Genomic DNA, 21505 nt, shown 5'->3' with positions numbered 1-21505 from the left:
AGAATGAACATTTTTACATGGATTATTGAATAGATAAATATGTTACGTAGGAGGAGAACATGTGAAAGTAATCTTTCAAAGAGAAGGCGGAGGGAAAATTTTTGAATCGTATGATGAAGATATAAGTAACTTATTAGCGATTTTATATGAAACGAAAGGGATTAAGATCGGGATGGTTGAGTATGAAGTATTAAAATACGAATTAGAGTATTTTCGTAATCCGAAAAAAGCAGTAACAGAGAGAGAGTTACATATAATAGTACAACCAAAATTTATTGAATAATAAGGGCCAATTATTTTTGAGTAGTTTTATACAGTATGTATGAAAAGAGAGTATTTAAATTGCTCTCTTTTCATAGAAATTTTGTGAGTTCGTTCTTTATAATATATGCTTTCGTTTATGGATGGTTAATAAACTTGAAAATTAAAACTTTTTAGTTTAGGCAGGCATTTTATATTTGAGTAGATAAATGTTCATATAAATTGTTTTTTATAAGAATATTGGAGAAGTAAAAATGAGTTTAGCAAGTTATATAGGTTGCAATGTAGAAATTCCGTTAACAGATCCAGATTCTAATGATGTAATTGTTTTTGGATCGTGCTTTTCAGATGAAAGTATGCGTGAAATTGTATAAGAGTTTCAATTTCAAACAAGTTACACGTATGAAGTTTCAACGAGTTGGGGCATTGAGCTCGTTGAGTGTCAAAGTGCAAGGGAGAAGAAAGAAGCTAAAAAAAAGCTATTAGCTTTATGCTCGATTATGGAAGGCTATTTAAATGATGGGGACTATTTTGAATTATTCAGTTGTTGGGTTGGTGATGAAGGTAAAGAACGAGCGGGAGAGTTAAAATTAAAAATAAATCATTTCAATGTAGATGAAATTTGTATTCCAGAAAGAACTCTTGTCAGAATAGAAAAATAAATATAGAAATATACGTTATTAGAAAAAGCGACTTCACTTTGTATGAAGTCGCTTTTTTAGTTGATTTGTGAACGTCCTATTAAATAAGAAGTGAAAAGCTCATTTGATGAAGAAAAAATAAATGATTTAAATTATAAAAATATAAATATATCTCTTCTCAAAAGAACGTAGGTTCGTGTATAATTAGAACGAATGTTCTTGTGGTATGTATAATATAAGGTTTAGAAAGAATGTGAAACATTATTTACGGACAGTTGATTTTCAATTTACTTTTCTCGCCTGTAGCGAATATTGAGGTATGAGCTTTACTGTCTGTTAATGTGGCATAAATATGAGCCAAGAAATTATGAAAGAATAATCGAAGAACAATATGTATGAAATAAAATGGATAAATGATCAAGGAGATTAAGAAATGAATAATATAAAGGTGCAAAAAGAAGAAAGAGAATGGGTTCCATTTACAGTAATGTCGGAACAGTTGTTAAGTATGCGAAAGGTTATTGGAGAGAAGTTTAAAGTAAAAAAAACGCTTTTAACAAACGAAGCGAAAGAGAAAATTTCAGAAAAATTATTAACGTCGTTATTGTCTGAGAAAGAAATATTAGTGACATATTTTGAAGATGGATACATACTAACAAGCTATATGACAGTTGTACATATAAACCCACTAAAGTGCATTGTAATATGTACTGACGCTTTTTATAAAACATATGTATTTAATACTGCGGATATTATTGAAATAACGTAAAGGAAGCTGAAATTTAAATTTTAGCTTCCTTTACGTTATGTTAGATGAGGGATATATATAATGAAACGAAAAAGCAGCTAGCTCCATACTAGCTGCTAAGCCCCAGGGAAAGGGAGAAAAAGATAGGGTACTCCAAAAATCAACAATAGCTGTGTAACAGCCTGATTATAGTATAGACAAATTTAAAATTCTTAAACAGAACGATGAAAAAAATAGGACTAGGCTGTACCCACTTGGTTTTGATCTGCAAGGTCAGAATCAAACGTATTAGTCGCGCTCACGCCATTAAAAGTATTAACAACAAAACCAACGTTTGAAGCACCAGATCCATTATAAGCCTTCGTATTTTCTTTCGGAGAAACGTTGTAGAAATCACCTAAGTTAAATGAACCGTTACTATTTTGTACAACTAAATTCCCTACAACTGAGGGCATAGTTTTCACCCGCTTTACAATCATTTGTTAACAATACTATATGGTCTTATAGTCCAAATGGTTCATGTAACAAAAATTGCGGAATAGTAAAATGTTTGAAGTGTAGCTTAATACCGCAATAAAAGTATGTTAAAATTAATGTAAGGTTGAGTAATTAAAAATAACAATTGTATAATTGATATATACGAAATTAAAGGAGGCAAAATGTAATGAATAATGTTATAAAAAAAGTAGATTTAACAGATGCAAAATCAAGTAATCTTGTTGCGCTTATTTATAGCAATGAAGTTATTTTGGTTGAAGAAGCATTTTGTCCAAATGAAATAAAATTAAAGTTTAATGAAATTGCAATTTTATCGGCTATTAAAACAGCGCATATAATGAAAGTATCCATTAGAAAAGAACTGGAAGCAATTTTTCATGACACTGGTGTTTTATTTGTGAAGCATAGTGTTGATTATGGTAACAGTCAATCTATCACTATGCATTTTGAGCAATTTAAAAAGTTGCAAAATGAGATTGAGAATTTAAATAAAAGTAGGTAATCTAGGTGTAGCTTATATGTATCGGTGTGAGAAATGCGGGAGAGAGAAGCTGAAATATAAGAACAATAACGAAATAAATAATGATTTTTTGAGATATAAGCAAGAGTAACTGTTATGGTTACTCTTTTTGTTTACATAAAAACTCCTTCTAAAGTATGAAATGAGTTGATACTTTAGTAAATGGCTGAATGAATAGGAAGGGTGTAAAATGTTGTAAAGGAGGAGAGGTACATGAAGCGAAACGAAATTGGAAAAATTGTAATGATTACAGGAGTGACGCAAGGATTAGGACGTGTAATGGTTGATCGATTTCATGAATTGGGATGGAATATATATGGATGTGGACGTTCAAAAGAAAAAATTGAAGAATTGAAAAAATATTACGGTAATATACATGATTTTCAAATAATTGATGTTTCAGACTCTCAGCAAGTAAGTAGTTGGGCAAATTATATACTTCATAAAAATAGAGCACCAGATTTGTTAATAAATAATGCGTCGATTGTTAATAAAAATGCACCACTGTGGAAAGTAACCGCTCAAGAATTCGAAAATATAATGAATGTAAACGTAAATGGTGTAGTAAATGTAATTCGGGCATTTGTCCCAGCCATGGTAGCTAGGAAAGAAGGAATGATTATTAATATGAGTTCTAGTTGGGGCCGAGAAGGGGAAGCTGAGCTGGCGCCATATTGTGCCTCAAAGTTTGCAATTGAAGGTATCACGAAATCTATGGCACTTGAATTGCCTTATGGTATGGCTGTTGTTGCTTTAGATCCGGGCGGAAGTATCAGAACCCCAATGCTGTATTCATGTGCACCACAGTATGTAAATGAATCACCCACACCTGAAATGTGGTCACATAATGCGATTCAATATATATTAAATATAACAATAGATAAAAATGGAGCTTCATTGACATGCCCAGAATGTATGTAAATATGTATTGAATTAGCATGTTTTCGGTGATACACACTTTGTATGAAAAAGTACCTTAAAGGTGCTTTTTTGTATTTTTAACACATTATAGAATGCACAAAATTACATGTGGAAAATAAATATGAGAAAGAGGATGCCATTTATGTATTTCGAAAGCAGTAGAAAATTTCTAAATAGGTGATAAGAATGAATCCAAGCGGTTTAAAAGTGACGGGAGCATGGTTTCAAGTAGGAGGAAATCTTACGGCGGCTATTGGGACGACAAGAGGGTTTATTGGAGAAAAGAAAGTTGAATCAGATCTTGTAATTGTAGGAAGCTCATTACAAGCCCTCGGGTATATATTACAAATTATAGCGAGTAATGATACCGAAGATGAAGCTGAAAGAGAAAACCAAAATATGTGTTTGGAAAATAAAAGTGAAATGCTCGATAAAATGGGCATTGAGTTATTAGCATTAGGGAATATATCAAATGTAATAGGAACATATTTTAATATAAATGAACAATTGAAAGAGAATGATTATCTCATAATTGTCGGGAACAGTTTACAATCGATCGGTGCTTTTTTAGGAGTAGAAGCAGCTTTGCTTCAGATGAAAGCAATACAGAGAATTATAATACTAGGTAATTCTTTGCAAAGTTTAGGTGCTGGACTTCAAGCGTATCAAGGTATTATTAATGTATCGAAGAATGGAATAGAAAAGGGAGACAGTATGATTGATAAAAAGAATGAGAAGATAATAGCACTCATTGGTGTTTGGATACAAGCGATAGGAACTGCTATTTCTGCGATTGGATTAACTATAATAGAAAAATAAGAAAGTTTAGAAAAAATAAAAATATGAAAATACACATTTGATAAAGGAAGGGGAATTTCAATTTTACATACGTGGTAAGATTGAAGTAGTAGGTTTTTAGGCATTTGAATAGAATATATAAGAGTAGAAAAGTTTTTCATACTTAATTGGAATGTATGAAATATAAAAATAATTGGTTTTGTTAGCGTATGAAAAGAAGAGAGATAAAAAAATACAAAACAAGGGGTTTTTAAGAGATGATGTATTTATTGGCAATTCTACTACCACCTGTAGCCGTATTAATTTGTGGAAAACCATTTCAAGCAATCATTAACTTCATATTAACATTAATTTTTTGGGTTCCAGGCGTTATACATGCGATATTAGTTGTACATGATAAAAAAGCAGACCGGAGATTAAAAAAACAAATTCAAGCATATGATCAAATGAATAAGAGGGATAGAAGATAGCTAAGTCGTGGAATGATTGTAAAAAGAAAGGGGGACCACCTCCTTTCTTTTTTTCATTCTGTTTAAGTTTAAATTTTAGTATAGCGGTAAGAATTTTTAATATAAGTATTGTGATAATTAGTTTTAGATTGTGCGCTTAATAAACCGGTGTAAATGTTTTCAGGCACGTTAAAGAAATCATACATTCCATTCTTTAATTGAATGCGTAAAATCATAGAAAAAGGATTATAGCCAACAGCAACTATATTTTTTGAAATCACGGGAGATAGCTCCATCATTACGCAACTCCTCACTTTTCATTTTTTATTATTTCTTGTAGATGTTGAGGTTGTGGTGTTGAAATCCATATAATTAAAGAGGTATTATACTTATATGCAATATATTAAATGTTCGTTATACGTAATTATAAGGAAGTTCACACGAAGTACATATCGTTGTGCTATTTTTATTTCACCTTTGATTTATAAATAAGAAAATATTGACCATTTGAAAAAAAGGTATATTATTTATACGAGGTATGAAAAATTCACTTTTTACATCCTATGCTTAAAGGGGCAGCATTATTAGGAAAAATAGAAGTGAAAATAGTTTGTATAAGAAGTATTCTAAAATTTATAATCTGTGAATTAGGAAAATATTGAATGCTCCAGGTCAATATACTTTCTTAATTAAATTCAGTTTAGAAAGTGACCTCAATATTTTTAAGTAAATCAACGGGAGAATTGAAAGGCAGGAGAAAGTAACATGTCAGAAAATTATCGTTCTCGAGAGGAGCGACGACAAGTTAAAAAGAAAAAACAGCCAGCTTCTAAAACACAAAAACCAAAAGGGAAAACTTCATTCTTTCGTAAGTTTTTAATTACTTGTTTATTACTTGGTATTGTTGGTTTAGTGGCGGGGGTTGCTACCTTCTTCGTAATGATTAAGGACGCACCTAAACTTGAGAAAGCAAAACTTGTTAATCCGTTATCCTCAAAAATTTATGATAAAAATGGCGATTTGGTATATGAATATGGGAAAGAGAAACGGACGAATGTTACGTATGATCAAATTCCTAAATTAGTAGAAAATGCATTTTTAGCAACAGAAGATGCACGTTTTTATGAGCATAGCGGAGTAGACTTTAAAGGTACTGCCCGTGCAGTTTTGGTGAGTCTTAAAGGAGATTACGGTTCTCAAGGTGGAAGTACAATAACGCAGCAGGTTATTAAAAACTACTTCTTATCGATGGAAAAAACATCAAAACGTAAAGTTCAGGAAATATATTTAGCGTATAAGCTAGAACAACAGTATTCTAAACATGAAATTTTAGAAATGTATTTAAATAAAATTAACTTAGGAAACCGTTCATATGGTATCGCAACAGCAGCACAAAACTACTACGGTAAAGAATTAAAAGAGTTAACATTACCAGAAGTTGCGATGCTTGCAGGTTTACCGAAAGCACCGAATAACTATGATCCAACGAAAACGGACAATATTCAAAGAGCAACAGAAAGAAGAGATGTTGTATTAAAATTAATGAATCGACATGGTTATATTACGAAGGCAGAAATGGAAGAAGCTTCGAAAGTTAAAGTAACAGATGGACTTAAGACAGCAACGGAACTTCAAGCAATGCCACATACTGCATTTATGGATGCAGTAGTGAAAGAAGTAGAAAAGGAAATACCAGATGTTAATATTGGATCAGATGGTTTAGAGATCTATACAACATTAGACCCGAAAGCACAGGAATTTGCGGATAAGATTTTAAATGAAAATCTTATTAATTATCCAAATGATAAATTCCAAGGGGCTTTCACATTTATGGATACGAAAACCGGTGAGGTTCGTGCTATAGGTAGTGGGCGCGGTGAAAATAAAGCAGTATTTAAAGGGCATAATATGGCAATTGAATTAGATCGTGCAGCTGGTTCAACGATGAAGCCAATCTTTGATTACGGTCCTGCAATTGAATACTTAAAATGGGCTACGTATCATCAAATTGATGATTCTCCATTTAAATATTCAACTGGACAAGAACTTCGAAATGCGGACAGAAGTCATTTAGGTCCAATTACTATGCGTGAAGCGTTAAAAATGTCGCGTAACGTTCCAGCAGTTAAAACTGCAAAAGAAGTAGGACTTAATAAATCGAAGGAATTCTCTGAGAAATTAGGTATTACATTTAATAAAACACCGATGGAATCTACAGCTATTGGTACAAACGAAGTATCACCAACTGAAATGGCGGGTGCTTATGCGACATTTGGTAATGGTGGAAAGTATGCAAAACCGCATTTTGTTAAGAAAGTAGTTTATCCAGACGGCAAGTCACAAAGTTTTGAGCAAAAACCAAAACAAGTTATAGCTGACTCAACAGCATATATGATTACTGATATGCTCCGTTCAGTAGTAACATCAGGTACTGGTACAGCAGCAAATATAAGTTCTTTAGATGTAGCTGGTAAAACAGGTACAACAAACTATGATTCAAAACAACTAGCGAAATATAACATTCCAGAAAGTGCAACCAGAGATAGTTGGTTTGCAGGTTATACGTCGCAATATACGATGGCGGTATGGACTGGATATATGAAAGATGGTAAAGACGAGTATATTAGTAGTAAAAATACGAAAATTGCACAGTTGATCTTTAAAGAAATGATGAGTAAGTTTGCTACTGACAAATCACGCTTTAAAATACCAAATAGTGTTGTCCAAGAAGGTAGTGAGCTACGTATAAAAGGGGAAAAACGTGATTCTTCTCCAAATACGAGTGTACAGGATACAACAGAACAACCGAAACAAGGTCAACAGCAAAAGACTGAAGAAGAGAAAAAGCAAGAAGAGTTAAAGAAACAAGAAGAACTAAAAAAACAAGAAGAACAAAAGAAACAAGAGGAGCTTAAGAAGCAAGAAGAACAAAAGAAACTAGAAGAACAAAAGAAACTAGAAGAGCAAAAGAAACAAGAAGAAGAAAAGAAACAAAATGAACAAAATAATGGGGATGGCCAAGGAACGACACCTCCAGCAAATAACGGAGGAGGCCAAGGAAATACAACACCTCCAGCAAATAACGGAGGAGGTCAAGGAAATACAACACCTCCAGCAAATAACGGAGGAGGCCAAGGAAATACAACACCACCAGCGAATAATGGAGGAGGCCAAGGAACAACACCTCCAGCAAATAATGGAGGAGATCAAGGAAATACAACACCACCAGCGACCACACAACCAGATGCTGGTGGAAATGCAGGAGAGGCCCCTGTTAATAATGGACAGTAAGGAAATTTTATAAAAATATAAAAAAGCACTTGAGTTTTGTAAAAAATTACAATCTTAAGTGCTTTTTTATCGTTTAAATTAGAAAATTAAAATGTTAATTATTGATTTCCTACAGAAAATTCTATTGTAAGCAGTTTATAGGGGATTAGGATTAAATAGTTGTAATGTGAAATTACTAAATATTTTTTATTTGAAGTATTATTTTCGTTATAATGCAGCAGCTATGCAATGATGAATTTAAATGTTAAAAGTACCATAGAAATTTTGAAAATAAATAGAAGGGAAATGATAAAAAACTTGAGCCTGAGGTAGTGGAGGATAACTTTGGCTATGAAAGGTGGTACTACTTGGATGTGCGCCATGATGCCAAAATGAGGGAGTAACTTGACCGGGAATTTGATATTGTTGCCAAGTTGCAGGGAGTTCAATGCCAACATCCGAACTTGCCGTATGGACCGCTGGAACGTGTATGGAGGGAACGGATGGAACCGCTGCAGTTATTCTTGGTAATACCCACATAGTAATGATCACTCCTAAGTTTCAATAATAAAATAGTATATTCTATTCACACATATAAAGGTACATATAGATAGGACTTTAGGCTAAAACACACATATAAAGTCGTAAGACCAATTTAGATTGATGGTGGACCATTTATTATAAAAAGATACGTCTATTTACGGAGGGAAAAGGGGCCGAGAAAATGTAAAATGGAGGTGTTAATTGCAATAACTTACGTGTTTATGGAGGAATTTTAATGGAACGATTATGGACGAAATCATTTATTCAAATGACTTTCGCGATGTTATTTTTATTTACAGGATTTTATTTACTTGTACCAACGCTCCCTCTCTTTATTAAAGAGATAGGTGGTAATGAATCGCAAGTAGGACTCATGATGGGACTGTTTACAATAGCTGCAGTTGTAATACGACCGATTATCGGAGGAATGTTAGATCAATATGGTAGAAGATCCTTTATAATTTTAGGACTCATCTTTTTTGGGGTAACGATGTATTCTTATAATTTAGCGTCGACTATTGTCCTTTTAGCTGTTTTGCGGGTTATTCATGGAGTAACATGGGCTGTTTCTACAACAGCCGTTGGAACAGCGATAACTGATATTATTCCAGATTCACGCCGTGGTGAAGGTATGGGATGGTACGGGATGGCTATGACAATTGCAATGGCGATCGGCCCGATGGTTGGATTATCGGTTGTACAACATTATTCATTTCACGGCTTATTCTTGTTAGCAACCCTTTTATCCTTTATGGCAGTCTTATTATCGTTCATGACGAAAATGCCATTCACATCACAAAAAGAAAAAGGAAAAATACAACTGTTTGAAAAGTCCGTTCTATCCATTACGATTGTTGTTTTCTTTTTATCATTTGCATATGGAGGAATTACGACGTTTTTACCGCTATTTGCATCGTCAATTGATGTGAATCCTGGGACGTTCTTTCTTGTATATGCAGTTGCCTTAACGATTGTAAGGCCAATTTCAGGAAAACTATTAGATAAGTATGGAGAAGTATTTATTATACTCCCGGCACTATGTATTACGATTATAGCGATAGTTGTATTAACGATTTCAAATAGTTTAATGGGTGTAGTTATCGCAGCTGCATTATACGGTGTTGGATTCGGTTCAGCACAACCTGCACTGCAAGCCGCGATGCTTACAATTGTTGATCCGAGTAAAAGAGGGGTTGCCAACGCCTCATTCTTTACCGCATTTGATTTAGGGATTGGACTTGGTGCGATTTTACTTGGAGTTGTTTCGCAAATGTTTGGTTACCGTATTTTATTTGCAGGTAGTGCAATTTCAGGACTAATCGCTTTAATAGTTTTTGTCATTTTTGTAAAACAGCGATTAGGTAAAAAAGAATTTGCGTAAACGAGAGGAACAAAGATGGAAATTTCAATTGAACTTACCGATTTGCAATGGTTAAAGGATAACATATTAATAGTTCAATTCAGCCGGACTATTCTTTAGGGGTAGTTTCTGAGAAATCAGATTGGGAAATCGTATCGGTTGAGAAAGAAGACATTCTATTTTGGGAGATGTTTATAATCTTTGGTACTGTAAAAACTATCATTTAGTTGAATGCTACTATGAGGAAACGGAAGAAATTCAATTGAATTATGTAAAATAATAATTTTTTGAAAATAAATAAGTTTTATATAAGAATTATATTGAAGAGATAGTGAAATATATATCATGGAGAAACGAGTTGTATATGTGTACAGCTCGTTTTTTTTATTCTCTTAAGAAAACTGCAAGAATGATATATTCAACGGGATTTTATGAATCATCCTTATATTTTGTTTTAATAAGACGTGTAAAGAAGTCTGTCCTTTCTTTATAAAATATGAAAATTATTTTTGAAAAATTGTATTGTTACATCGGTAAAAGTGTAGGAAACTTATCATTATAAAATAAATTGAAATCTTCTAAAAACTCTGATACATTGAAATAGAAATGTAGTTTCACAATGTTGTAAAGGCTTACAGTTATGTGCACGAAGATCTATTAGGATTGGAGGAAATAATGATGAAAGCTGAAGAAAAATTTTCCCCGGGATTAGATGGTATAGTGGCAGCGGAGACGAAGATATCGTTTCTTGACACAGTGAAAGGTGAAATTGTAATTCAAGGGTATGATTTAATCGAACTCTCAAAAACAAAAGAGTATTTAGACATTGTGCACCTTTTATTGGAAGAACATCTACCGAATGAGGATGAAAAAGTAACACTTGAAAAGAAATTAAAAGAAGAATACGCAGTACCAGAAGGTGTATTTAACGTATTAAAAGCATTGCCGAAAGAAACGCACCCTATGGATGGATTGCGTACAGGTGTGTCCGCATTAGCTGGTTACGATAATGATATCGAAAACCGCTCGTTAGAAGTAAACAAAAGCCGTGGGTACAAATTATTGAGTAAAGTACCAAACATTGTAGCGAATAGCTATCATATTTTAAATAATGAAGACCCAATCGAACCTCTTAAGGAATTATCATATAGCGCGAATTTCTTTTATATGTTAACAGGTAAAAAACCAACTGAACTTGAGGAGAAGATCTTTGATCGTTCCCTTGTTTTATATAGTGAACATGAAATGCCAAACTCTACATTTACAGCGCGCGTTATTGCATCAACGCAATCCGACTTATTTGGTGCTTTAACAGGTGCAGTTGCATCTTTAAAAGGCAGCTTACACGGCGGTGCAAACGAAGCAGTTATGTACATGCTTTTAGAAGCTGGCAATGTTGAGAAGTTTGAAGAGTTGTTACAGAAGAAACTATATAACAAAGAAAAAATTATGGGCTTTGGACATCGTGTGTACATGAAGAAGATGGATCCAAGAGCACTGATGATGAAGGAAGCTTTAAAGCAGTTATGTGATGTAAAAGGTGATTATACACTATATGAAATGTGTGAAGCTGGAGAAAAAATTATGGAGAAGGAAAAAGGAATTTATCCGAACCTTGATTATTATGCAGCTCCAGTATATTGGATGCTTGGTATTCCAATTCAACTTTACACACCAATCTTCTTTAGCTCTAGAACAGTAGGACTATGTGCGCACGTAATTGAGCAACATGCGAACAATCGATTGTTCCGTCCACGTGTAAATTATGTTGGCGAGCGACATGTACTTAGTAAATAAGAACAACTGGGGAGTTGTTAGCGCCGCCCGCCAGATGGGTGTTTGACCGACACCCATCATTAATAATAACGAATTTTCGACAGAAAGGGAAGAATAGTATGATTAAAACAAATGAAATTAAACAAAAAGATGCATTATTAGAAGAGATTGCGGATTATGTATTAAATAAAGAGGTAACTAGCGCAGAAGCATTCAGTACTGCTCGTTACGTATTACTTGATACACTTGGATGCGGAATTTTAGCACTACAATATCCAGAGTGTACGAAATTACTAGGACCAGTTGTACCAGGAACGGTTGTGCCGAATGGTACACGTGTACCAGGTACGTCATATGTGCTTGATCCAGTGAAAGGTGCATTTAATATCGGATGTATGATCCGTTGGTTAGACTATAACGATACTTGGCTTGCAGCAGAGTGGGGACATCCATCTGATAACTTAGGCGGAATTTTAGCGGTTGCTGATTATATTAGCCGTGTTCGTATTTCAGAAGGAAAAGAACCGCTAAAAGTACGTGAAGTATTAGAAATGATGATTAAAGCACATGAAATTCAAGGTGTACTTGCTTTAGAAAACAGCTTAAACCGTGTCGGTCTTGACCACGTATTATACGTAAAAGTAGCAACAACTGCTGTAGTTGCAAAAATGCTTGGCGGAACACGTGAAGAAATCTTTAATGCATTATCACATGCGTGGATTGATAATTCTAGTCTTCGTACATATCGTCATGCTCCAAATACAGGGTCGCGTAAATCATGGGCAGCAGGTGATGCAACAAGCCGCGGTGTTCATCTTGCAATGACTGCTCTAAAAGGTGAAATGGGCTATCCAACAGCTTTATCTGCACCAGGCTGGGGATTCCAAGATGTATTATTCAATAAACAAGAATTAAAATTAGCGAGACCACTTGAGTCTTATGTAATGGAAAATGTATTATTTAAAGTTTCATATCCAGCAGAATTCCATGCACAAACTGCTGCAGAATGTGCTGTGAAATTACATCCGGAAATTAAAGAAAGATTAGATGAAATTGACCGTATTACAATTACAACGCATGAATCAGCAATCCGTATTATTGATAAAGAAGGTCCATTAAATAATCCAGCTGATCGTGATCATTGCTTACAATACATTACGGCAATTGGTTTATTAAAAGGAGATATCGTTGCGGATGACTATGAGGATGCAGTAGCAAATGATCCACGTGTAGATGAATTACGTAATAAGATGGTTGTTGTTGAAAACAAACAGTACAGTTTAGATTACCTTGACCCGAACAAGCGCTCAATCGCCAACGCTGTTCAAGTTCATTTCAAGGATGGCACTGTAACAGAAAGCGTGGAATGTGAATATCCACTTGGTCACCGTTTCCGTAGAGACGAAGCGATTCCAAAAGTTGTTCAAAAATTCACTGCGAATATGGCAGGTCATTATTCTAATAAGCAACAAGAACAAATTCATGAAGTTTGTTTAAATGAAGAAAAATTAGAAAATATGAATGTAAACGAATTTGTAGATCTATTCTTAATTTAATAATAGGGGGAATTTAGAATGGCTTGGGTTGTGGATAAACAGTCAACACAAGAAGAGCTTGCGAATCACTTCCGAGCTTTAGTAGAAGCAAATGAAATTTTGCAAATTCCAGGTGCTCATGACGCAATGGCAGCTTTAGTTGCCAGAAATACAGGATTCTCAGCTCTTTATTTATCAGGAGCTGCTTATACTGCAAGTAAAGGGCTACCTGATTTAGGAATCGTGACGTCTACTGAAGTAGCAGAGAGAGCAAGGGATCTAGTAAGAGCTACAGATTTACCAGTTCTTGTTGACATTGATACAGGATTTGGCGGTGTTTTAAACGTAGCGAGAACAGCGGTAGAAATGGTGGAAGCAAAAGTAGCAGCTGTTCAAATTGAAGATCAGCAATTACCAAAAAAATGTGGACATTTAAATGGTAAGAAACTCGTTACGACAGAAGAATTAGTTCAAAAGATTAAAGCGATTAAAGAAGTTGCACCAAGCTTATATATTGTGGCACGTACAGATGCTCGTGGTGTAGAAGGCTTAGATGAAGCGATCGAAAGAGCGAACGCTTATGTAAAAGCAGGTGCAGATGCGATATTCCCTGAAGCACTTCAATCAGAAGAAGAGTTCCGTTTATTTAATAGTAAAGTAAATGCACCATTACTTGCGAATATGACTGAGTTTGGGAAAACGCCTTATTATAGTGCAGAGGAATTTGCGAATATGGGCTTCCAAATGGTTATTTATCCTGTAACTTCACTTCGCGTTGCAGCGAAAGCATATGAGAATGTGTTTACTTTAATTAAGGAAACAGGTTCTCAAAAAGATGCACTTTCAAGTATGCAAACGAGAAGTGAGTTATATGAAACAATTTCATATCATGACTTTGAACAATTAGATACTGGAATTGCAAAAACAGTATTATCAGAGGATCAATAGATAAAACAACTAAGGCGATGAGAATACATCTTTGGCAAAACGAACTGCTTGATGTGAAAATTCATCGCCTTCTGTTTTCAAAAGTAAGAAATTCCACTCATCGTAGACGAGCATATGTAGTAGCAAGTAAGGCCGAAATGATAGGGGGATTCAGATGGAGAAAACAAAGTTACCGTGGGATGAATTTTTTTCACTTAATAAAGATGTGAATCATACTTTCTTTACGCCAGAAGATTTTTCAGGAGATGAAGATTTAATCGCAAAAACGACAGAACAATTCGTTAAACAAGAAATTGTTCCACAAATGGAGAATATTGAACAACATAACTATAAAATTTCTCGTCAATTATTTGAGAAAGCTGGAGAACTTGGATTATTAAGTATCGAGGTCCCAGAAGAGTTTGGCGGGTTTGAGTTAGGAAAGGCAGTTTCAGGGCTTGTAGCAGAAAAAATGGGATATGCTGGTGCATTTAGCGTTTCCTTTAATATACACGCTGGTGTAGGTACATTGCCTTACATATATTACGGAACGAAAGAACAAAAAGAAAAATATTTGCCGAAAATTGCGTCTGGAGAATGGATTGGGGCTTATGCTTTAACTGAGCCAAATGCTGGTTCTGATGCTTTAAGTGCAAAAACGAGTGCAGTATTAAATGAAGATGGTACTGCTTGGAAGTTAAATGGTGAGAAGCAGTGGATTACAAATGCTCATATGGCAGATGTATACGTTGTTTTTGCGAAGACAAATAAAGGAATGACAGCGTTTATTGTCGAAAGAACATGTGAAGGTGTATCTATTGGACTAGAAGAAAAGAAAATGGGGATTAAAGGTTCTTCAACGGCTACCCTTATTTTAGAAGATGTTGTCATCCCTGCTGAAAATGTTTTGGGAGAAGTTGGCAAAGGGCATCACGTAGCTCTTAATATTCTAAATTTTGCTAGACTAAAGCTTGCTTTTGGAAATATTGGAACAGCAAAACAAGCAATTGGTTTGTCGGTTCAATATGGAAAAGAGAGAAAACAGTTCCAAACGGAATTAGTAGACTTTACGATGATTCAAGAGAAAATTGCAAATATGACCATTGCTACATATGGAGCAGAAAGTGCAGCCTACCGTACAGCAGGTGTAATTGATGAAGCAATTCATGAGAGTGATGAAGATCTAATGAAGAAAATGTCTCAATTTGCAATTGAATGTGCACTTAATAAAGTAAATGCTTCTGAAACACTTGGTCATATTGTAGATGAAGCTGTGCAAATTCATGGTGGTTACGGTTATATGCAAGAGTACGAGGTAGAACGATTATATCGTGACGCTAGAATTAGTCGTATTTTTGAAGGAACGAACGAAATTAATAGATTAACAGTTGCTAAAATGTTAATGAAGCAAATGGAACAAATTGAAGATACAGAAGTAGAGACCGATGTAGCAAATGTCGAGAGAAACCATCGTTACATTTTATTAGCGAAAAAATTGTTAAAACAATCTTTGAAAACGCTCTCTAAAACTCCAGGGTTAAAAATTGATCAAGAGCAAGAATATTCACGTGTACTATCAAATATGTTAACTGACGTGTACGTCATGGAATCAGCATTTTTACGTACGAGTAAAGCAATTAGTAAAAATGGTGAAGAGAAAGAGCGTACGAAACAAATGATAACTGACGTTATTTGTGAAGAAGGCTACCGCAAAGTAGAAGAAGCAGCGATTTCTATCCTTTCAGCGGCTGTCACAGAAGAACAAGATAGACACGTGATTTTAACTGAAATTCGTCAATTATTAGTGCCTTTATACACGAACGTATTTACAAAAAAGAGAGAAATTGCGAAAGCTATTATAAATCGCGGAAAGTATATTGTGTAAATAGGAGGAAAGCGATATGAAAAAGATTGGTTTTATCGGTTTAGGTAACATGGGTCTTCCAATGTCTAAAAATTTAGTTAAATCGAGTTACACAGTGTATGGCGTGGATTTAAATAAAGAGGCTGAAGCTTCCTTTGAAAGTGAAGGAGGAATTATCGGCTTATCAATTTCAAAACTAGCAGAAACATGCGATGTAATTTTTACAAGTTTACCTTCACCTCGAGCTGTTGAAGCGGTGTATTTTGGGGAAGAAGGATTATTTGAAAATAGTCACTCGAATGTAGTTTTAATTGATACAAGTACTGTATCTCCACAATTAAACAAACAGTTAGAGGAAGCTGCAAAGGAAAAGAAAGTAGACTTTTTAGCAGCACCTGTTAGTGGTGGGGTAATTGGAGCCGAAAACCGTACATTAACGTTTATGGTTGGTGGATCGAAAGAAGTATATGAGAAAACGGAATCTATCATGGGCGTACTAGGCGCGAATGTTTTCCATGTTAGTGAGCAGATTGATAGTGGTACAACAGTTAAATTAATTAATAACCTATTAATTGGTTTTTATACAGCTGGTGTGAGTGAAGCTTTAACATTAGCGAAAAAGAATAATATGGATTTAGATAAAATGTTTGATATTTTAAATGTAAGTTACGGTCAAAGTAGAATTTATGAGCGTAATTATAAAAGTTTCATTGCAACTGAAAACTACGATCCAGGCTTTACTGTGAATTTATTAAAGAAAGATTTAGGATTTGCAGTAGATTTAGCGAAAGAAAGCGAACTTCACTTACCAGTAAGCGAAATGCTATTAAACGTATATGAAGAAGCAAGTGAAGCTGGATATGGTGAAAACGATATGGCTGCTTTATATAAGAAAGTTAGTGAACAATTAATTTCTAATCAAAAATAATAGACTTATATACATCATAAAAAAGGAGAGAATATAATGATTACAACTGAAATTAAACGAGTAAAAAATCATATTAATGGTGAGTGGGTAGAATCTACTGGTACAGAAGTAGAAGCAGTTCCGAATCCGGCGACTGGAAAAATTATCGCTTACGTTCCGCTATCTCCGAAAGAAGATGTTGAAAAAGCTGTTGAAGCGGCAAAAGCAGCATATGAAACATGGTCTAAAGTACCAGTTCCGAACCGTTCAAGACAATTGTATAAATATTTACAGCTTTTACAAGAAAACAAAGAAGAGCTTGCAAAAATCATTACGCTCGAAAATGGTAAAACATTAACGGATGCAACTGGTGAAGTACAGCGTGGTATTGAAGCGGTAGAACTTGCAACATCAGCACCAAATTTAATGATGGGACAAGCTCTACCGAATATTGCTAGCGGCATTGATGGATCGATTTGGCGCTATCCAATTGGAGTTGTTGCTGGTATTACGCCATTTAACTTCCCAATGATGATTCCATTATGGATGTTCCCACTTGCAATTGCTTGCGGTAATACATTCGTATTAAAAACATCTGAAAGAACGCCACTTTTAGCAGAGCGACTTGTAGAGTTATTCTATGAAGCTGGTTTTCCAAAAGGAGTATTAAATTTAGTACAAGGCGGAAAAGATGTTGTAAATAGCATTTTAGAAAATAAAGATATTCAAGCTGTTTCGTTCGTTGGCTCTGAGCCGGTAGCTCGTTACGTTTATGAAACAGGTACGAAACACGGGAAACGTGTACAAGCGTTAGCTGGTGCGAAAAACCATGCGATCGTAATGCCAGATTGCAATCTTGAGAAAACAGTACAAGGTGTAATTGGCTCTGCATTTGCAAGTAGTGGAGAGCGTTGCATGGCATGTTCAGTAGTAGCGGTAGTAGATGAAATTGCTGATGAATTCATCGACGTACTAGTAGCAGAGACGAAGAAGTTAAAAGTAGGTGACGGTTTCCACGAAGATAACTATGTTGGACCATTAATTCGTGAATCTCATAAAGAGCGTGTATTAGGCTATATTAATAGCGGTGTAGCAGATGGAGCTACTTTATTAGTAGATGGCCGTAAAATTAAAGAAGAAGTTGGCGAAGGTTACTTTGTAGGTGCGACAATCTTTGATGGTGTAAATCAAGAAATGAAAATTTGGCAAGATGAGATTTTCGCTCCAGTATTAAGCATTGTACGTGTTAAAGATTTAGAAGAAGGTATTAAACTAACAAATCAATCTAAATTTGCAAATGGTGCGGTTATTTATACGTCAAATGGTAAACATGCACAAATGTTCCGAGATAACATCGATGCTGGTATGATCGGTGTAAACGTAAATGTTCCAGCTCCAATGGCATTCTTCGCATTTGCAGGAAATAAAGCTTCATTCTTTGGTGATCTAGGTACAAATGGTACAGATGGCGTTCAATTCTATACGCGTAAAAAAGTTGTAACTGAGCGCTGGTTTTAATATAGAGTAGACAGCCAAATCAGTTATTAAATGAAAACCACCACTAGGAATAGTGGTGGTTTTCGTCTTGTTAATTACTTTTTTCAAAAGCAAGTTTAATACCAAAACCAATTAAGACGATTCCTGTTAACCCTTGAATATAACGTTGCGTCTTCGGTTTTTTCATAAAAGCGCTAATTTTATCAATTAAAAATATATAAAAAGCGAACCAAATGACGGTTAAAACGAGGTAAGTAAGACCCATTACGAGAAGTTGGATAAACGTATTATGATTTGGATTTAAAAATTGCGGTAAAAAGGTTAAAAAGAAGACTGCAACCTTAGGGTTTAATAAATTCGTAAGAAACCCTTGACGAAAGCAAGAAGTATGTTCATCTTCATTATTTAAAGATATATCGTTCGTATCAACGCCTTCTTTGTTTCTTACCGCTAAAAGGGCTTTAATGCCAATATAAATTAAATATAGAGCTCCAACGTACTTGAAAATAGAAAATAAAAGCGCTGACTTTACAATAATTGCGGAAAGTCCGATTACTGCTGCTAAAGTATGAATCAAAAGTGCAACACATGTACCGAACACTGTTTTTACTCCGCCCACCTTACCGGCAACCAATGTATTTTTCGTCGCCATTGCAGTATCAGGACCGGGTAAAATAATAAGACAAATAGACATAATGATGAAAAGAAAAAAATTTTCAATCATAGTCGCTCCTCCTTTTTTATTTTTAGAATATTTGATTAAAAATAGTGTAGCACATATTTTGATTTAATAAAATTAAATTTTATTAAAAATTATTAAATAATAAAGAGGCTATATAGTCGTGACATTACACGACTATATAGCCTCAGGTTTATCCCGTATAAACGGGCGATTGGAGAGCGGAAACCCACCACTTATGAAAGTTTCACTTTATGCATTAAGTAAGTTAAAGAATCGATTTACATCTTCTTCTGAAACATCACTTAACTGCTTATATTTATAATTCGGATTTTGATCTTTATCAACGACAACAGAACGTACTCCTTCGAAGAAATCTGCATGTCTCATGAAATTTTTAGCAAGTACAAGGTCGGTAGCGAAACATTCTTCAACGGATTTATCTTGTCCATCAATAAATTGTTTTAATGTTACTTTTAATGAAATAGGGGATTTTGATAATAGCGTTTCTTTTGTTTTTAAAGCAAAGGAACTTTGAGCTTTCTCCAATGAATGGGTGATCTCTTCAATTGTATCGAATGCAAAATGTGAATTAATTTCTTCTAATAAAGGAGCAAGCTCGCTTTCTAAGTTTGGAGCAGTTGCAAATGTACGAATGACTTCTTTTAAATTAGTATGTACATCATCTTCTTTATGCCAATTTACATTTTCAAGCTCAGTGAGGAAATTTGGTAATGAATCAGATGTCATAAAGTAATCAGCAGCGTTTATAAATAATACGTCAGAAGCTTTTAAAATAGATGCCGTTAAAGCAACATATCGGCCAGTAAACCCTGGAGCTTTATTTAAAAAATAAGCAGCACCGACGTCTGGGAAGAAGCCAATATTCATCTCTGGCATTGCCCATTTCGTACGCTCAGTTACAATTCGATATTTCGCACCATTTGTAAGACCGACACCACCACCCATTACAATTCCATCTAAACAAGCAATGATTGGTTTTTTATATTGATAAATATATGTATCAATTTCATACTCTTCTTCAAAGAAACGTTCCGCATGCTGCAATGCAGTTTCATTTGAACGCGCTTCATAAAGAGTTTTAATGTCGCCGCCTGCACAAAAACCTTTTGTGCCAGCTCCTTTTAATACGATAAGCGCAATTCGCTCATCATTTTCCCACTCTTTCAGTTTTTGCCCAATTGGTTGTAACATGTCATAAGATAAAGAATTAAGTGCTTTTGGGCGGTTTAAAGTAATTGATGCAACGCCGTTTTCACTAACAGAAAATAAAACGTGTTCAGTCATAATTCATCCTCCCTTACATATCTTCTTATTCTTAATTCTTGATACGTATTGAAATGTCCTTTATAAATTTTGTCTAAAGTTGACGGTACATGTTAATTTGTACACCGCATATTTTGACGAGATATATTTGCAGGATTTCTGAGGTTGAAAATGAATATTACAACATTACTGTAATTGTAATTATTTGAAGTTATCATGGTAAACACGCTATTATATATGTGTAAATTGTGCATAATCACTTCAAAAAGAGTATTTGAAGTGATTATGATGAAAGAAAAATTGCATTTCATTAGAAATAGAGAAAGGAGAAATCGGGATGCCAGGACCTTTACTATTGTCGGTGATTATTTTGTCTTCTTTAATGATAGGGATAACGCAGTATTTTCATCATACAGATACGACAGAGGAAGTGAAGGATAAAGTACGACTTGTATTTCCGATTTTTATCATATCTATTTCTTTTTGCATTCTATTAAATAAGGATGGGTACATAGTCGCTGTATTTTCATTCTTTGTAGCGATCGTTTTAATTACAGTTTTATATTATGTAATGAAAGACTTTATACAAAAATAAAGATGTCACATGAGACATTTTTATTTTTAAAATAAATAAAATTTCACATACCGTAATATATGTAAAAATAAAAAACATATAGCAATAGAAAAGTATGTACTTTGCCGTGTATTTACTTGTCAATCTTGCATAGCCAATATACTATTAATAATGTAGAGAATAGAAAAAGGGGTTGTATCTGTCATGAAATTTGAGATGCACACAAAAATTATTTCAAATGAAAAAGAAGTAAGATTACATATAGAAGAAAACATATTTCAATTAAAATTGGATGGTTATCACTTATTTACACTTCAAGAAATATTGCCTTTATATAAATCAAATGAAGAAAGAATTGGTAGTGCAATGATACAAAAGTTAGAGTGGGAAAACGGAAAAACTACAATAAACTATCAACTCGTATCACTAAAATCAGTAAATTAAAAGGAG

The 21505-nt window shown here is 34.3% G+C and carries 21 protein-coding genes and 2 pseudogenes; 18 read left to right on the top strand and 5 right to left on the bottom strand.

What is annotated here, in order from left to right; translation table 11 throughout:
• Window positions 1–61 precede the first annotated feature (61 nt).
• The 3 genes and pseudogenes from F8162_RS23275 (at window position 62) to F8162_RS23270 (ending at window position 1671) form a co-directional block, all read left to right on the top strand.
• Window positions 62–283, top strand: coding sequence for a hypothetical protein (locus F8162_RS23275; RefSeq protein WP_151630289.1), 222 nt, complete (start codon window positions 62–64; stop codon window positions 281–283).
• Window positions 284–515: 232 nt separating this feature from the next.
• A pseudogene (locus F8162_RS29145) lies at window positions 516–923 on the top strand (hypothetical protein).
• 412 nt (window positions 924–1335) lie between these two features.
• Window positions 1336–1671, top strand: a complete 336-nt coding sequence (locus F8162_RS23270) for a YolD-like family protein (protein ID WP_151630290.1) — start codon at window positions 1336–1338, stop codon at window positions 1669–1671.
• 218 nt (window positions 1672–1889) lie between these two features.
• Here the strand turns inward: F8162_RS23270 and gerPF are convergent, their stop codons facing one another.
• The gene (gerPF, locus tag F8162_RS23265) at window positions 1890–2105 is read right to left on the bottom strand and encodes a spore germination protein GerPF (protein ID WP_001141565.1); all 216 of its coding nucleotides are present in this window, start codon (window positions 2103–2105) and stop codon (window positions 1890–1892) included.
• Between the two features lie 209 nt (window positions 2106–2314).
• Here gerPF and F8162_RS23260 point away from each other — a divergent pair, with 209 nt between their 5' ends.
• From F8162_RS23260 to F8162_RS23245, 4 genes are all read left to right on the top strand, one after another.
• Entirely contained in the window at window positions 2315–2650 is a 336-nt protein-coding gene (locus F8162_RS23260; protein ID WP_073518359.1) for a hypothetical protein, read from the top strand.
• A 231-nt stretch (window positions 2651–2881) separates the two neighbouring features.
• Window positions 2882–3589 (top strand): SDR family oxidoreductase, encoded by a 708-nt coding sequence (locus tag F8162_RS23255; RefSeq protein ID WP_151630291.1) that lies wholly within the window; start codon window positions 2882–2884, stop codon window positions 3587–3589.
• 186 nt (window positions 3590–3775) lie between these two features.
• The gene (locus tag F8162_RS23250; protein ID WP_151630292.1) at window positions 3776–4408 is read left to right on the top strand and encodes a DUF6944 family repetitive protein; all 633 of its coding nucleotides are present in this window, start codon (window positions 3776–3778) and stop codon (window positions 4406–4408) included.
• A gap of 236 nt (window positions 4409–4644) precedes the next feature.
• Window positions 4645–4857 carry a YqaE/Pmp3 family membrane protein gene (locus tag F8162_RS23245; RefSeq protein WP_151630293.1) on the top strand — a complete coding sequence of 71 codons (213 nt, stop codon included), beginning with the start codon at window positions 4645–4647 and terminating at the stop codon, window positions 4855–4857.
• A 68-nt stretch (window positions 4858–4925) separates the two neighbouring features.
• Here F8162_RS23245 and F8162_RS23240 read toward each other — a convergent pair whose 3' ends face one another.
• Window positions 4926–5135 carry a KTSC domain-containing protein gene (locus F8162_RS23240; RefSeq protein WP_151630294.1) on the bottom strand — a complete coding sequence of 70 codons (210 nt, stop codon included), beginning with the start codon at window positions 5133–5135 and terminating at the stop codon, window positions 4926–4928.
• Between the two features lie 466 nt (window positions 5136–5601).
• On the opposite strand from F8162_RS23240, the gene F8162_RS23235 reads away from it, so the two are divergent.
• Window positions 5602–8127 (top strand): transglycosylase domain-containing protein, encoded by a 2526-nt coding sequence (locus F8162_RS23235; RefSeq protein WP_151630295.1) that lies wholly within the window; start codon window positions 5602–5604, stop codon window positions 8125–8127.
• A gap of 237 nt (window positions 8128–8364) precedes the next feature.
• On the opposite strand, the gene F8162_RS23230 is transcribed toward F8162_RS23235, so the two are convergent.
• The gene (locus tag F8162_RS23230; protein ID WP_151630296.1) at window positions 8365–8646 is read right to left on the bottom strand and encodes a hypothetical protein; all 282 of its coding nucleotides are present in this window, start codon (window positions 8644–8646) and stop codon (window positions 8365–8367) included.
• A 238-nt stretch (window positions 8647–8884) separates the two neighbouring features.
• Here F8162_RS23230 and F8162_RS23225 point away from each other — a divergent pair, with 238 nt between their 5' ends.
• The 8 genes and pseudogenes from F8162_RS23225 to F8162_RS23190 all read left to right on the top strand — a co-directional run bounded on the left by F8162_RS23225 (window position 8885) and on the right by F8162_RS23190 (window position 18536).
• Window positions 8885–10030 carry an MFS transporter gene (locus F8162_RS23225; protein WP_151630297.1) on the top strand — a complete coding sequence of 382 codons (1146 nt, stop codon included), beginning with the start codon at window positions 8885–8887 and terminating at the stop codon, window positions 10028–10030.
• Window positions 10031–10098: 68 nt separating this feature from the next.
• Window positions 10099–10289 (top strand): annotated as a pseudogene (locus F8162_RS23220) (hypothetical protein); the annotation flags it as partial.
• A 395-nt stretch (window positions 10290–10684) separates the two neighbouring features.
• Entirely contained in the window at window positions 10685–11806 is a 1122-nt protein-coding gene (mmgD, locus tag F8162_RS23215; RefSeq protein ID WP_151630298.1) for a citrate synthase, read from the top strand.
• A gap of 98 nt (window positions 11807–11904) precedes the next feature.
• Complete coding sequence (gene prpD / locus F8162_RS23210) at window positions 11905–13341, top strand: 2-methylcitrate dehydratase (RefSeq protein WP_151630299.1); 1437 nt, start codon at window positions 11905–11907, stop codon at window positions 13339–13341.
• Window positions 13342–13359: 18 nt separating this feature from the next.
• Window positions 13360–14268 (top strand): methylisocitrate lyase, encoded by a 909-nt coding sequence (gene prpB, locus F8162_RS23205; protein WP_151630300.1) that lies wholly within the window; start codon window positions 13360–13362, stop codon window positions 14266–14268.
• 154 nt (window positions 14269–14422) lie between these two features.
• Entirely contained in the window at window positions 14423–16132 is a 1710-nt protein-coding gene (locus F8162_RS23200) for an acyl-CoA dehydrogenase family protein (RefSeq protein ID WP_151630301.1), read from the top strand.
• 16 nt (window positions 16133–16148) lie between these two features.
• A complete protein-coding gene (locus tag F8162_RS23195) occupies window positions 16149–17039 on the top strand; it encodes an NAD(P)-dependent oxidoreductase (RefSeq protein WP_120340731.1) in 891 nt (296 codons plus the stop codon).
• A gap of 36 nt (window positions 17040–17075) precedes the next feature.
• On the top strand, window positions 17076–18536 hold the full coding sequence (locus F8162_RS23190) for a CoA-acylating methylmalonate-semialdehyde dehydrogenase (protein ID WP_151630302.1): 1461 nt from the start codon (window positions 17076–17078) through the stop codon (window positions 18534–18536).
• 70 nt (window positions 18537–18606) lie between these two features.
• On the opposite strand, the gene F8162_RS23185 is transcribed toward F8162_RS23190, so the two are convergent.
• Both F8162_RS23185 and F8162_RS23180 read right to left on the bottom strand, forming a co-directional pair.
• Complete coding sequence (locus tag F8162_RS23185; protein WP_151630303.1) at window positions 18607–19239, bottom strand: LysE family translocator; 633 nt, start codon at window positions 19237–19239, stop codon at window positions 18607–18609.
• Window positions 19240–19446: 207 nt separating this feature from the next.
• Window positions 19447–20502, bottom strand: a complete 1056-nt coding sequence (locus F8162_RS23180; protein ID WP_151630304.1) for an enoyl-CoA hydratase/isomerase family protein — start codon at window positions 20500–20502, stop codon at window positions 19447–19449.
• A 316-nt stretch (window positions 20503–20818) separates the two neighbouring features.
• Between F8162_RS23180 and F8162_RS23175 the strand changes: the two genes are divergently transcribed.
• Both F8162_RS23175 and F8162_RS23170 read left to right on the top strand, forming a co-directional pair.
• Window positions 20819–21076: a hypothetical protein gene (locus F8162_RS23175; RefSeq protein ID WP_001119409.1), complete on the top strand. Its 258-nt coding sequence runs from the start codon at window positions 20819–20821 to the stop codon at window positions 21074–21076.
• 183 nt (window positions 21077–21259) lie between these two features.
• Window positions 21260–21499 carry a DUF2584 family protein gene (locus F8162_RS23170; RefSeq protein WP_088096366.1) on the top strand — a complete coding sequence of 80 codons (240 nt, stop codon included), beginning with the start codon at window positions 21260–21262 and terminating at the stop codon, window positions 21497–21499.
• Window positions 21500–21505 lie beyond the last annotated feature (6 nt).

It is taken from the genome of Bacillus sp. CH140a_4T, assembly GCF_008923725.1.
Taxonomy (GTDB): domain Bacteria; phylum Bacillota; class Bacilli; order Bacillales; family Bacillaceae_G; genus Bacillus_A.
Note: the sequence above shows the minus strand (reverse complement) of the source record. Positions and strands in the feature narration are given on the sequence as shown.